Source organism: Exiguobacterium sp. SH1S21 (genome assembly GCF_004337175.1).
In the GTDB taxonomy this organism is placed as follows: domain Bacteria; phylum Bacillota; class Bacilli; order Exiguobacteriales; family Exiguobacteriaceae; genus Exiguobacterium; species Exiguobacterium aurantiacum_A.
The window spans coordinates 300,434-314,534 of sequence record NZ_SJUY01000001.1 but is presented as its reverse complement, the minus strand read 5'-3'; the positions used below and the strand labels follow the sequence as shown (position 1 = coordinate 314,534).

General features: G+C 51.6%; 10 protein-coding genes and 1 riboswitch. Of the genes, 8 read left to right on the top strand and 2 right to left on the bottom strand.

What is annotated here, in order from left to right; translation table 11 throughout:
* Positions 1–101 precede the first annotated feature (101 nt).
* From EVJ24_RS01490 to EVJ24_RS01480, 3 genes are all read left to right on the top strand, one after another.
* A complete protein-coding gene (locus EVJ24_RS01490) occupies positions 102–950 on the top strand; it encodes a MurR/RpiR family transcriptional regulator (protein ID WP_131439024.1) in 849 nt (282 codons plus the stop codon).
* A gap of 102 nt (positions 951–1,052) precedes the next feature.
* Positions 1,053–2,639, top strand: coding sequence for an FMN-binding glutamate synthase family protein (locus tag EVJ24_RS01485; RefSeq protein ID WP_131439022.1), 1,587 nt, complete (start codon positions 1,053–1,055; stop codon positions 2,637–2,639).
* 128 nt (positions 2,640–2,767) lie between these two features.
* The gene (locus tag EVJ24_RS01480; RefSeq protein ID WP_071398262.1) at positions 2,768–3,178 is read left to right on the top strand and encodes a hypothetical protein; all 411 of its coding nucleotides are present in this window, start codon (positions 2,768–2,770) and stop codon (positions 3,176–3,178) included.
* 127 nt (positions 3,179–3,305) lie between these two features.
* On the opposite strand, the gene EVJ24_RS01475 is transcribed toward EVJ24_RS01480, so the two are convergent.
* Positions 3,306–5,759, bottom strand: a complete 2,454-nt coding sequence (locus EVJ24_RS01475) for a putative bifunctional diguanylate cyclase/phosphodiesterase (RefSeq protein ID WP_131439020.1) — start codon at positions 5,757–5,759, stop codon at positions 3,306–3,308.
* 461 nt (positions 5,760–6,220) lie between these two features.
* Entirely contained in the window at positions 6,221–7,078 is an 858-nt protein-coding gene (locus tag EVJ24_RS01470; RefSeq protein ID WP_131439018.1) for a putative glycoside hydrolase, read from the bottom strand.
* A gap of 39 nt (positions 7,079–7,117) precedes the next feature.
* Positions 7,118–7,202, bottom strand: a riboswitch (cyclic di-GMP riboswitch).
* Between the two features lie 68 nt (positions 7,203–7,270).
* Between EVJ24_RS01470 and EVJ24_RS01465 the strand changes: the two genes are divergently transcribed.
* The 5 genes from EVJ24_RS01465 to pelG are packed head-to-tail and all read left to right on the top strand — an operon-like array spanning position 7,271 to position 14,096.
* Positions 7,271–8,497 carry a hypothetical protein gene (locus EVJ24_RS01465; RefSeq protein ID WP_131439017.1) on the top strand — a complete coding sequence of 409 codons (1,227 nt, stop codon included), beginning with the start codon at positions 7,271–7,273 and terminating at the stop codon, positions 8,495–8,497.
* Complete coding sequence (locus tag EVJ24_RS01460; protein ID WP_131439015.1) at positions 8,494–9,402, top strand: hypothetical protein; 909 nt, start codon at positions 8,494–8,496, stop codon at positions 9,400–9,402. The genes EVJ24_RS01465 and EVJ24_RS01460 overlap by 4 nt, the downstream gene beginning before the upstream one ends.
* A complete protein-coding gene (locus EVJ24_RS01455; protein ID WP_131439014.1) occupies positions 9,399–11,240 on the top strand; it encodes a DUF2194 domain-containing protein in 1,842 nt (613 codons plus the stop codon). Before EVJ24_RS01460 ends, EVJ24_RS01455 begins: the two co-directional genes overlap by 4 nt.
* Entirely contained in the window at positions 11,237–12,655 is a 1,419-nt protein-coding gene (gene pelF / locus EVJ24_RS01450) for a GT4 family glycosyltransferase PelF (RefSeq protein WP_131439013.1), read from the top strand. Before EVJ24_RS01455 ends, pelF begins: the two co-directional genes overlap by 4 nt.
* Positions 12,615–14,096, top strand: coding sequence for an exopolysaccharide Pel transporter PelG (gene pelG / locus EVJ24_RS01445; protein WP_236637511.1), 1,482 nt, complete (start codon positions 12,615–12,617; stop codon positions 14,094–14,096). The genes pelF and pelG overlap by 41 nt, the downstream gene beginning before the upstream one ends.
* The last annotated feature ends 5 nt before the right edge of the window (positions 14,097–14,101 follow it).

Below are 14,101 nucleotides of genomic sequence, written 5' to 3'. Positions count from 1 at the left end.
CGTCTCTAGTCCATAATATCAAATAAAATTCGATTTTCAATAGAGATTGCGGAATTTTTTTCGGAAAGGTATCGTTAAGAGAGACGAAAGGGTGATAGATGATGGAATCGATGAATGGACTGGCCCGTATCCGCGGTGCCTATTCGACACTCAGCAAAAAGGAACAACGAATTGCCGACTATATGTTGAAACAACCGGAACTGATCATTCACCATACGATCAACCAAGTGGCCGACGACTTAGATGTCGCCGAGTCGACCGTGTTCCGTTTCTGTCAACGCGTCGGCTTCAAAGGGTATCAAGCGCTGAAGATCGCGCTCGCCTCGGATATCGTCGCACCGCTCCATGATATCCATGAAGACATCACGCAAGACGATACGCCACTTCAAATCGCTGAAAAAATTTTCGCGACGAACGTCAAGACGATCGAGTCGACCCGCCAAATCTTAGAGGAGGCGACGATGCAGCAGGCGGTCGACTTGTTGCTGTCGGCCCGCCGCATCGAGTTTTTCGGGAGTGGCGGTTCGGCTGTGATTGCACTTGACGCGTACCATAAATTTGTCCGTAGCGGCCTGCTCGTTACGGCGAATTTAGAATCACATATGCAGCTCATGTCGGCGTCACAGCTGACGACAGACGACGTCGCTGTCCTCATCTCGCATTCGGGTGCCTCGAAAGAGACGCTCGACGTCGCGCACGTCTGTCGGGATCGCGGCGTGCCGATTATCGCCATCACGAACTACGCCAAGTCACCGCTCTCGAAACTCGCCGACGTCGCCTTGTATACCGTGTCGCAAGAGACCGAGTTCCGTTCCGAGGCGCTCGCTTCGCGTATCGCCGAGCTCAGTTTAATTGACGCTCTGTTCACGGTCGTCATGATGCAACGTGGAGAGACGGGACGGGATGCGCTCCGGCAGATGCGGGAAGCCATCTCACGCCGTCGTATGTGAAAACAGCTCCGACCCAGGACGTTACGGGTCGGAGCTGTTTCATCGTTCACCCGACGTGGTATCGGATAAGGACAACCGAACGCTACGGGAGGAGAGAGGACGATGTCGCTCAACACGACGATGCTGGTCGTACTGCTCATATTGATGGTGCTTTTGATTTCGATGCCGTTCATGCTGCTGTTCTACTTATGGATGAAAGACCGCAATCAGCGCGAGCACGCCGTCCTCCGCAACTTCCCGCTCCTCGGTAAGGTCCGTTATATCCTCGAGATGATCGGCCCCGAGTTGCGCCAATACTTATTTTTGAACGACAACGAGGCGACGCCGTTCTCGCGGAACGAGTACGAGTCGGCCGTCATTTCCGGGAAATATAAGTCACGGCTCATCGGTTTCGGGTCGGAACGGGACTTCGACGCGAACGGCTTCTACGTCCAGAACGCCTTGTTCCCGACACAACGGGCCGACTTGAAGATCGCCCGTGACGAGACGGTGACGACGCATATGTATCATCTCGACGCCGATAATCTGTTCACGCGAAAAGAGCACATCGTCGAGCAAGAGGTGTCGCCGTATTTGTTGCCACTTGCAGACGCGCCCGTCATCGGCAAAGATACGTGCCGAGAGCCGTTCCAAGTGCGCGGCCTCATCGGTCAGTCGGCGATGAGCTTCGGCTCGCTCGGCGAGAATGCCATCAGCGCGTTTTCGATCGGCCTTGGTCGGGCGAAAGGGACGTGGATGAACACTGGGGAAGGCGGCTTGTCCGACTATCACTTGAAAGGGGACGTCGACCTCGTCTATCAGATTGGACCGGCGCTGTTCGGTGTCCGGACCGAGGACGGGGCGTTCTCATGGGAGGCGTTCGAGGAGAAGAGTGCAATCAAACAAGTGCGCGCCTTCGAGCTGAAGCTCGCCCAAGGTGCGAAGACGCGGGGCGGCCACATCGAAGGTACGAAAGTGACGCCGGAGATCGCCAAGATCCGCAACGTCAAAGTCGGCGTCAGCATCGACAGCCCGAACCGGTTCAACGAGTTCCATACGAATACGGAGATGCTCGCCTTCATCGAACGGTTGCGCGACGTCGGGGGCAAGCCGGTCGGCATCAAGCTCGTCGTCGGTCGGCTAGATGACCTCCATGACCTGATCGCTGCCATGGCCACGTCCGATCGATATCCGGACTTCATCACCGTCGACGGTGGGGAAGGCGGGACCGGGGCGACGTACCAAGAGCTCGCGGACGCGGTCGGACTGCCGCTTCACGCCGCGTTGCCGTACGTCCATCGTCTCCTCGTCGAGCATGGACTGCGCGACAAAATCAAACTGTTCGCCTCCGGCAAGCTCGTGACGGCGGATAAGGTCGCCATCGCCTTAGGGCTCGGTGCGGACTTCGTCAACATCGCCCGCGGCCTCATGTTCAACGTCGGTTGCATCCAGGCACAAGTTTGTCATACGAACCGGTGTCCGGTCGGTGTCGCGACGACGGACCCGAAGCTGCAACGGGCGCTCGTCGTCGACGAGAAGAGCTTCCGGGTGACGAACTATATTATCTCGCTCCGCGAAGGGCTGTACAACTTGACGGCCGCGGCCGGGCTCACGATACCGACCGAGTTCACAGCCGAGCACATCATCTACAAATACGATGATGGACGGGTGAAGCCGGGGACCGAATTGTTCGGGACGAGCGACAGCTGAAGGGCTGCCGCTTTTTTCGTCATTGCGAAATGTAAAGATTGCGGAATAGGCTGCGGAGAGGGTTACGTTTTGGCAAAGCGTGGAAATGATACATATCTAGCGAAATACGGATAGAGAGGCTGAACACTATGAATAACATTGACTTCTTGTCGGCTGACCACTATCGCGTGTTCAAACAACTGGCACGTCAGTTAGAAGACCCAGGGGCGGCGGGGAAAGAATATTTCTCGGCGCTGTACGTGATCGCGGGGAACGAACGGGTGCGTGACATTCTGCTGCCGTACATCAACCTCGAGACAGGGAGAATCAATACATCGACCATCATCGAAGACAATACGTTTGAGAAGGGCGAAATCGTCCTCGTCAAACTCGTCATTCATCTGTACAATCATAAAGAATGGGTGCTACCGACGGAACTGATCAGCTTGCCGCAAGAGGACTATCAACTCGCGATGCAAGCGATCACGCTCTGTCGCGATGACCAGTTCGACGGAATCGTGATTCCGACAGCCGACGAGACAGAGACACGCGGGAAATGAACGAACGACCATCCCTTCAGAGCGAAGGAATGGTCGTTTTTATTGTGTGGTTTTTGTCGCTTTGAAGCTTCGCGTGAAGAACACTTCGAGATAAAAACATTTGAAGTTTTTCAGTGCCCTCGACTGATCACAAAGAGCTTTTCGGGACTTGCGTGTTTTGTTGAAGCGTCATCATGACACGGTGCGATTCACTCGTATCGAGATAGCTCGCCTCGTATTCGAACAGACCGCTTTCGAGCTCGGTCACACGGACGAGTCGAACGAGGATGTCTGTCTTGTCACCTATTTGTGGCAAGAAGATCTTCAATTCGATGGCCTCGGTGACCGGCAGAAGGATCGGGGCGTGAAAATGCAGGCTTTGTAGACCATTTTTCGTCACGACAATCGGGGTCGAGCCGATGGATAGCTCCCGGTCATGGAACTTGTGGATCGTCACGCTCGCCTCGAGTGAGAACGCTTGTCTCGTGACAGCGGAGCCGACCGTTTCTGTCGTCGCGAGGAAACGGTCCTCGAGCGTACGTTCGAACTGCTCCGCGCCGAGTGGACGGCTGAACAAGTAGCCTTGAACGATGCGGCAGTTGAGGCGTCGAGCGACGTCGAGTTGCTCGAGCGTCTCGACGCCTTCGATGACGACGTCCATCGCAAACTCCTCGGCCATGAACAAAATCGTTCGTACAATCGCCTGTGTCTTTTTGTTCTTATGCAAGTCAGCGGCGAACTGTTGATCGATTTTGATCGTCTTGATCGGATATTGCTGTAAATAAGAGAGTGACGAGTAACCGGTTCCGAAGTCGTCGAGGGCGACACGAATATTGGCGGCGTCGAGTTGCTCGAGTGTGTCATGAATCTTTCGATTATCGTTCAAGACATCGGTTTCTAAGATCTCGATTTCGAGCAACGACGGCGGGAGCGTATAATGGCTTAGCGCCCGCGTGACCGTCTCGGCATACTGACCATGTGACAGGCGTTTCGGCGACACGTTGATCGACACCGGGACGACGGGTAAGTCTTTGTCCTGCCAGTCTCGAAGATGGGCACATGTATGATGAAGCACCCAATCGGCAAGTTGGATGTGCAAATCGCTCTCTTCAGACAATGGGATAAAGTCGTTCGGTGGAATCCGTCCCCACTCAGGGTGTTGCCAGCGGACGAGCGCCTCGGCCCCGACGATCCGGCCAGACCAAGCGTCGACTTTCGGTTGAAATTCGAGGAAAAGTTCGTTTTCGTCGATGGCGCGACTCAAGTCGTTGCCGAGCTGATGGCGCCGATATGAGTCGATATTAAAGCTTGAGGCATAAAAGACGAACCGGTCCATACCCGGCAAGTTCGTCCGGCCGAGTGCCGTGTTGGCGTACTGCAGAAGCTCTTCGGCGACGGTCGAGTCATGCGGATAGCGGCTGACCCCGATCGAGACGGGCGGGCGCCATTCGTACGGGCCGACTTGAATCTGTTTGTCCCCGAGTTGGAGTAAAGACTGGCAGCTCGTGATCAACGAAGATTCGTCTGTGATATCGGTCAAGAGCAACATGAATTCGTCACCCCCAAGATGACCGACGAAACTGCCGTTCGGTAATCGATGGAGCAAGGCGGACGTGGCCGCGACGATCCAGTCATCTCCGACCTTGTAGCCGAAGTCGTGATTGATTCGATGAATGGAATTGAAACTGATGGTCAGGACCGCGATGTGCTCGTGTTGTTCTATCCGTTCGCACAATTCATGGAGAAACAGGCTCCGGTTCGGCAGACCGGTGAGCGAGTTGTGCATGGCGAGTTGCCAAATCTGTTCTTCTTGCGTCTTCAGTCGGGTGATGTCGTGGGCGATACTGATGACCGCGATGACCGTGCCGTCGTCGTCAAACTTTGGGATGAGGCGTTCCTCGACCCAATTGACGCTGTCGTTGAGGTTTGTCCGGTAAAGGACTGTCGTTTCCTGACCTGCTTCGACGTGCGTATGGGCGGCCCGGACCTTGGCTAAATCGTTCTGGTGGATGACGTGATGGCAAGAGGAGGGGTCCTCGCCCATCGCTTTCGGTGCCGTTTGGAACAACGTCTCAAATCCGGCTGTATAAAACTCGAGCTTCCCGGTCCGTAAGTCTTTTCGATAGATGGACGCCTCGACGTGCTCGTATAAGTCGCGAAAACGTTCCACATCGCTCTTCAATCGGTCTTCGTTCGTGATGTCCCGGGCAATTCCGTATACGCCGACGATCAATTGGTCGTCATAAGCAGGGATATTCGTGATTTGAAGCGTCAACATGCGGCCGTCCTTCCGTTTGGCCACGCACGTGTACGTTTCTTCAGTTCCTGAGAGTGCGCTTGCGAAATAGGTGTGAATCCGTTCGGCGTCCGTTTCGGTCGTGAAGCGGGCGAAGTGTGTGTGCAGTTCACGCTTCGTGTAGCCGAGTAAGAGCGACAGCTTCTCGTTGCAGTCGACGATCGTGCCAGAAGTGTCGAGCAAGTAGAGCGGATCGAGGTGTCCTTCGATGAAATGGCGGTCGCTCGCGACGTCAGCGAGTTCGACCGGTAACTCATTGGCAGCCAATCGAGATTTGAGCGGATTGATCCAGGTGAATCGAGTCATAGTTTCCTCCTTAATGTGAATGCATCGAGTCAAAACGAGTAAATCGTCCTTGTTTTCATTTCCAATCATTACAAAACAGCAGCGTGTACAAATATACGCATCTTTAGATACATAGTAAATAAGTTTGAACGTAAAGCCTGTGAAATGAGGATAAAGACCTAAATAGGTGTGTTGATGCATCATGTTAACGAATGTTTCTCAAAACCGAACAAAAGGAAGAATTCTATTTTCCGTGTATAATATTTACATATAGTGATTAAGCAAGCTTATGTGCTGACGATTGTCTGTGAGAGGTCTTCTCTTCGCGTCATCGAGAAGCCTAGACCTCGCTTATGTGAATAAAAAAGGTCGAGCTGACAGAATATCATCGACTCGACCTTTGTATGTGTAAAACTCATCTACCTTTTTTGGAAACCACACATAGTATTCGTGGAAAGAATGTGTAATTCTAAGAAAAATCTTTAAAATTTATTGTAGTTTAATGTCGTGTTCGAATGGAAATGAATAAACCCGTTTGTTTCGGCGAGTGCTTTACTTTTTGCTTGTTGTGCCGATGAAACAGTAAGCGTTTTAATGTCGTATGCTTCACTGATCGTACGCAATTCTTGAATGCGATCTTTGGACCACTGGTCTTTTGAAATGACGCTATGATTAAAACTCTCCCACATGACACCATCAACGTAACGGTACGTATGACTTTTCAGTGTGCCGAATCCCCAGTTTTGAATCAATGACAACGAGGGATGTTGCACGCGTAACGTACTCATGAATTGACTCATCCCGTCGCGCTGGGCGGCGAGGACAGCCGGTTGCTGCCAGTGTTCGTTGTCGATGTTTCCAACCGTATCTAAAAACACACCGTCTAGCCCTTTGTTGACAATCTGTTTATTCACTTCAGCGACTAAGAGTGCTTGATAATGAGAGGACGTGATATCGGTTAAATACGAGTCCCATTCCGCATAATGTACACGTTTACCGTCTCGATGGAAAAAGTCGGATTCGTTTAACTGTTTCATGAAATCTACGTTCCAGTTATCTGCTTCCATCGTGTTGATGTAGCCATACACTTTCGTGCCGTATTTTTTAAGCTCTTTGATCTGGGCGGCCGAATAATAGACCGGCTCGATAATCATGAGGTCATAGCGTTGCATCTTCTTCATTTGAGCTTTCGTCGGGGCGTCGTAATAGATTTTGTACGATTTGACCCCTGATAGCGGATTGCTCGTCTGTGCGTTCGCTGTGAGTGGTGTCAATATAGACAGACCGACAACGAATGCACAAAACATCGACATCGTGCGTTTGAGTGAGATAATACCCATTTAAATACCCTCCTGATTGTTATCAGAGAGCGGCTGTGGCATTGCAGACTGGCGATCGGTATCAAAAGATCGACGACCCATGTCTTTGCGCCCTTACTTTTCAGCAAGTTTGCCCTTCTCGATATGAAATTGTACGAACAACACCTCGTCTCATCGGATGACGAAAATCGTAGGTAAAGGAATGATTGATACGTGATCTATACCCAAAATCGAAACGCGATCAAATGGACGGAGATGCTTGTTAGTATCCTTATTATCGGCATCTTTGATTATATCTTTAATCTTTCAATCTCTGACTGGGCGATCGACCCGCTCATTTTTTACATTTTATTGTTCTCGCTCCGTTATGGTCTGCTCGGAGCATTCGTCAGCTTCACGTTGACGAGCATCTATCACTTTATGTTTCTTCTATCGCAAGGGACCGATCTGTTGCTATTTTTATATGATGCGAACGAACTGGCTTGGATTTTGCTCCATTTCTTCATCGCCATTTTCGCCGGTATCTTCAGCACATCGTTCCAAGAGCGCTATCAGTCGCTCCGTATTCGCCAAGAAGAAGTCGCTGATGAAAATCGACAACTGAAGGAGACGGTCAGACATCTCGAACTCTCACAAGTCGAGATGCGTAAAAAAGTGCTCGATTCCGATTATACGTTGTCGAAAATTTATGAAATTGGGCTTGGTCTCGATCAAGATCTCCCGGACATTGTCCGCGATCAACTCGTGCGTACGCTCGAACAGTCCTTTTATGCCAAACAGATCGCGATTTACCATGTGGATACGTCACAGCGGACATTGCGTCTGCACGTCCGGTCAGGTGAAGCGTCTCGTCTGCCGCAGACGTTGTTCATCGAGGCGGGACAAGGTCTATATGAACGCATGCTTCGGACGGGTAAGTTATCGATTCGCACGGCTGACGAAACGGACGTGCCGCTTCTGATTGCGCCGATTCGGTATGATGGTGCGATCCAAGAAGTCGTTGTGATCCAAGAAGTTGATTTTAACAAGCTGCGTAGCTACGAGATGAACATGATGCAGCTCATCTTGGACTGGGCTGGTACACGAATCGAGAAAGCGCGGGCGATGGAATGGATGCTCGCACGTAACGAGTTAGTTGACGGGACGCATATTTATCATGTCGCTGCGTTCGAGGAGAAAGTGAAGCTTCAAGCCGTCCGTCACGAACAATATGACCAACCTTATAGCACGCTCGCGCTCGCGGTCGACCACATCAACTTGTCACTCATTGAGATGGAGTTAATCTTGCGACAAGCGATGCGAGAAATTGACATCATCGGCTATGATGCTGAGACGGAGACGTTACACTTCTTACTTCCAGGGACGCCTAAAGAGTTCGCGGAGCGCTTTAAAGAGCGTATGGAGCAGACGTTCTTAGTGAAAGGCGGGCAGAAACGATGACGGCACTAATCGGGCTATTCTTTCTCGTCCATGCGATTTGTCTGTACGTGGCATACCGACTCATTGCTCCGAAGATGGCCGAATCAGACCGCGGCATCCTCTTGGTCGTCTGTTGGATGAGTGCACTCATTCCGCTTTTCGGTGAGTTGTTTGGTTGGATCAGCTATCGAATCGCTCGCCGTTACGCTTCAGAGAAGACGTTGCTCGACTATGACGAATACATCCAATTCGATACTGTTAATTTAGAGCGGTTACAGCAACAGGCGAAAGAAGATATCGATACCGTACCACTGTCTGAGGCACTCTTGATGGACGCGACACGACGGAAGCAATCGATGACCCAGTTGATGTCGACGCCACTTGATAACATCGAATCTTATTTGGATGCTGGTCTCGAGCATGAGGACACTGAGACAGTTCATTATGCGGCGACCGTCCGCAACACGTTATTCGATCGCTACGAGACGGCGATCAAGCAAAAAGAAGTACAGCTTGACGATGAAAAAATCGATTCATTTTATCGGCTGATTGACACATATGAGCGCTTCATCGAGAGCGGGCTGTTAGACGATACGTCAAAAGAGCGTGCCATGATCAAGCTGCATACTTATTTAGAACAGCTCGCTCAGATCGATGCGACCGATTACACGTATTTGAAAGCGGCGGCACAACTCGCGTTCAGACGTGACGATATCGAGGCGGGCGTTCGATTGGCAGACGAATTGACGAGACATCATGCTACTCGTCCAGACGGATACTTCATGTTGATCGAACATCATATGACTGCGGGAGACTGGACAGCACTACGACCACTCCTCGATCGGATGACGCATTCGGTGTCGCCAGACGACATCCCAGAGGAACGTCGTTTTATTCTAGAAAGGTTGGAAGGTGTGACGCAGTGAAAAAATCAATCTATGGCTATATCATCGTTTTGTTTTCGATTCTCGTATCCGTCATCGTCATCGTTCAATTTTTACGACTCGATTACGGACATCGCCTCATACCGAACGAGGCGCGTGAGACCCGGACGTTTGACACACTTGCGGGAGAGTCGCGGGCGCTCTCGGGAGAACCGGTTCAAATTTATATTCATCAAAACGAAGATCGTCTCTCGGAGTCAATCTTGACCAATTTCACGTACGCATTGGATTACGCGAAACTACCGTATACGCGCATCGGGGTGGAGGCCATCGAAACGCTCAAACCGTCACCGCGCACAGTGCTCGTCTTGAGCGGGGAGAATACAGAGTTATGGCCATACGAGACGATTGAACGGTTTGTCGATGAAGGCGGAAGACTTTATATCGCCGGCCGCTTTATCGATGCGAAATGGGCTGACTTAGTCGGCGTCTCGGACTTTGGAGATTACTTGGATGATATTAACGGCTTAGTGTTCGAGCGGGAGTTGTTCCCTGGTTACATCGACTTGCCACAAGACTCAGAACTGTTCATCCACAGTATCGCCGATGTCGAGCTCGAGGCGAGTTCAGACGTGATGATCACGGCGAAAGAGGAGCCGATTTTGTGGAAAGCCCCATACGGCGAGGGGGAAGTGATGTATTGGAATACAACGTCACTAGCCGATAAGAATTCACGCGGGCTGATGATCCAAGCATTGACGACGCTGTTCCCGGCATTCGTGACCCCACAGGCAGGGATCAAAGTCGTCCATTTCGATGACTTCCCGGCGCCGGTTCCGGCCAATTCGAGTCCGGTCATCGAAGACGCCTACAATCTTTCGATTAAAGAGTTTTTCTCTGAAGTATGGTGGCGGGACATGAAGCAGATCGGCGAGGACCATGACGTGATCTACACCGGCTTTTTGATTGGTAGCTATAAGGCGACGAACGAAGAGACGGTCGAAGAACTAAACGGAAAAATCCGGACGCCAATGCTCGAATACGGGCGCGGACTGTTACAGATTAATGGCGAAGTCGGCCTGCACGGCTTCAACCACCAACCGCTCGTCTCGGGTGACGAGACGATGGACCCGGAGCTCGGATATACGAGATGGGATGACGAACAACAGATGCGTAGTGCGGTCGACCGCGTCGTCGAGACGTTCGATTATTATTTGCCGAAAGAACAAATCCGCAGTTACGTCCCACCGTCAAACATTATCGGGGCGTCCGGTTTATCGGTGTTGAATGATGCGTTTCCGGACGGTCTGATTGTTGCTGGACTCTACAGCGGGGACACCTCAAAAGGAAGTTACGTCCAAGAGTTCGGACCGGACCCAGTCAACAAGAACCTGTACAATTTCCCACGTGTATCGAGCGGCTACAATGAGACGGCGGATGAAACATTCGTCGTTGCGGATGCGGTCGCGAACTTTGGGCTCGTCTCTCACTTCATTCATCCTGATGACGTCCTCGACGAGTTCCGCTCAAAAGGGCGAGGCTGGGCTGAGATGAAAGAGTCGTTTGAAGGCATGTTCGAGACGATTCACGAGACGTATCCACATCTCGAAGCGCTCACCCAATATGATGCTTACCGGAAATACGAACTATACAAACAAGCGACCATCGAAGTCGCCTATACCGACGATACGATTGAAATCAATGGTCGGTCGATCCCGACGCCGTCGACGGTGCTCGTCCGTCTCGAGCCCGGCACGTCACTCGAAACGGGCACGTTCGCATTTGGCACCGTGCGCACGTTCGGGGACAGTGGAACGTTGTATCAAGTCGAACTGACGGATTCATACGCTAGTTTGGCAATCAAGGAGGAAGGCTCATGAGAATCGGTCTAGTCGTTGAGGGGAGTTATCCGTATGTTAGCGGTGGGGTATCGAGCTGGGTGCATATGTTGATGCAACAGATGCCGATGCATGAGTTCGAGATTATCTCAATCATGCCCAAACCGATGACTTCGTCTGATTATAAATACACGCTACCTGACAATGTGAGCGGGGTGACGACGCTCGCGCTCAATCAAAAACAAGCGCGTCCATCGCGCCCACGTGCATTGACACCTGAACAAAATCAACAAATCAAAACGTGGATGACGTTCGGGCAAGTGAATCAATCGATTTATCCGCTCCTCGAGAGTTCAATCGGCACGCCGGAGCAGTTCTTTTCGAGCCGTCTGTTTTATGATCTTGTCACGTCAAGCTATGAAGAAGAAGGTCAGGCCGGTTCGTTCATCGACTATTTTTGGATGTGGCGCAGCATGTATGCACCAGTGCTCGACTTACTACAAGCAGACCTGCCGCAAGTCGACCTCATCCATTCGGCCGCGACCGGCTACGCCGGATTGATCGCAAGTGCGATCAAGGAGCGGCAGCATGTCCCGTTTATTTTGACGGAACATGGCATCTATTCTCGGGAACGGGAAGAAGAGTTGCTCCAAGCGGCATGGATCCCGTCAGATTTCCGGTCACACTGGATTCGCTTCTTCCATCATCTGTCGCAAGAAGCTTATCGGGCGGCGGACGATGTCATTACATTGTTTGACCGTAACAGTGAGCTTCAAGCTCAGCTCGGAGCACCCGCTGAAAAATTACGCATCATTCCGAACGGGATTGATGCGACCGCATTGTCGGCTTTGACGCGACAACCACCAAGCCCTGTGTTGAGGATCGGGGCCATCGTCCGGGTCGTCCCGATCAAAGATATTAAGACGATGATTCATGCGGCAAAAATCTTACAAGAGATGTTCATCCCGTTCGAGATGACAATCATGGGTCCGCTCGACGAGGATGACGAATATGCCGAGGAATGTATGGGACTGATCCGTCAACTTGATCTCGAGCAAGAAGTATTCCTTGTCGGTAAAGTCGATATCCGGTCTTATTTGCCGCAGTTTGACGTATGTCTATTGACGAGCATCTCGGAAGGACAACCGCTCGCCGTCTTAGAAGGCATGGCCGCAGGCGTCCCATGGGTCGTCACAGATGTCGGTGCCTGCGCCGAACTCATCAACGGTCGTTCGTTCGAGCCGTTCGGCCCGGCTGGTTTTGTCGTGCCGCCGGTCAATGCACGACGCATCGCCGAGCGTTGCAGTTGGTTCTACCATAACCGGGAGGACGCGCGAAAGCTCGGTGAGAACGGACAAGCGCGTGCCTTGGCGTATTACCGGACCGAACAGTTCATCTCGGAATACGTTCAGCTTTATGAAGAAAGGGGTGTGGCTTATGGCGGGCATCGGGTTTAAGCTGCAAAAATTATTTCAAGAAGACTACTTTTCATCGCGCCTCAAAGCGTATGCTTTCGCCGGTCTCGTCACGTCTGGACCATGGCTGATCGTCATCGTGACGATCGCCTTGATGCAATGGTTGACGACGTTTCTCTCCATCGCGTCGCTCGAGGAACGGACGACGTTCAATCTCGTCGTGTCATATAGTTTCATCTTTTCGCAAGTCGTGCTAGGTGTGCAACAGCTCGTCGTCACGAGATACCTCGCCGACTGTTTTTATGAAAAACGGTATGATGATATTTTCCCGGCCTATATCGGGATGACGAAGACGACGGTCGTGCTCGCGGGTTTATTGTTCCTCTTTTTCTTAGGATTTTCAGACTTACCGGTCGTCTTGAACGCGCTCGCGTTCGTGTTGTTTATGACAATCAACTTGATCTGGGTCCACTTCCTGTTTTTAAGTGCGGCCAAGTTCTATCAGGCGGTCGCCTATAGCTTTCTCGTCGGCGGTGTCATTTCCGTCGGCGGCGTCTTACTGACCGATCAATTTTTGATGCCGTTTTTGACGGCACCGTATGCGAAGAGTATCGCCCTCACGGCGAGCATGACACTCGGCCTCATCGTCACGCTGTTCGGTTTGTTCACATCGATGCTCTTGACGTTCCCGGGTCGGGGCACAAAGGACAGGTTCACATATTTCAGTTATTTTGATAAGTACCCGGCCTTGTTTTGGACGAGTTTTTTATACAATATCGGGATCTGGGTCGGGACGTGGGTCATTTGGTTCGCTGACGGAAGCAGCACGCATCTAGACACGTTCCGCTATCACCCGGTCTATGACACGGCAATCTTCTTGTCGTATTTGACGATCATCCCAACGATGACGATTTTCGTCGTCTCCGTCGAGACAAGGTTTTATGAGCGGTATCGTATGTTTTATGGATACGCGAATGAAGGGGGGACGTATCAACAGATTCAACGGGCCAAGAGTGCGATGATTCTCGTCTTGAAGCAAGAGTTACAACGCTTATTCCGTAACCAGGGCATCGTCACGCTCATGGTGTTGCTCTTCTCTTCGACAGTGTTCGTCTTGATCGGACTGTCGCCCGAATCACACGACGTCTTTCTCATGACGACGGTCGGCGCGTTCTCGAATGCGATGGTGCTCGTCTTGACGCTCGTGCTGCTTTACTTTGAAGATCATCGAGGTGCGGCGTTCACGTCATTCTTGTTCTTGACATCAAACGCGCTCTTGACAGTATCGCTCCTCCCTTTAGGAGCGGAAGGGTATGGCCTCAGCTTTGCAATCGGTTCGACGATGGCGTTCGCTTTCTCGTTGCTCCGGCTCGTTTGGTATATTACAGACATTGATTATCATACGTTCAGTCGGATGGAGCCGACGCCGCTCACGCAGACGTTCACACGGGTGGGGGATTGGCTCAATCAAAAGTCAGCATAAGGAGT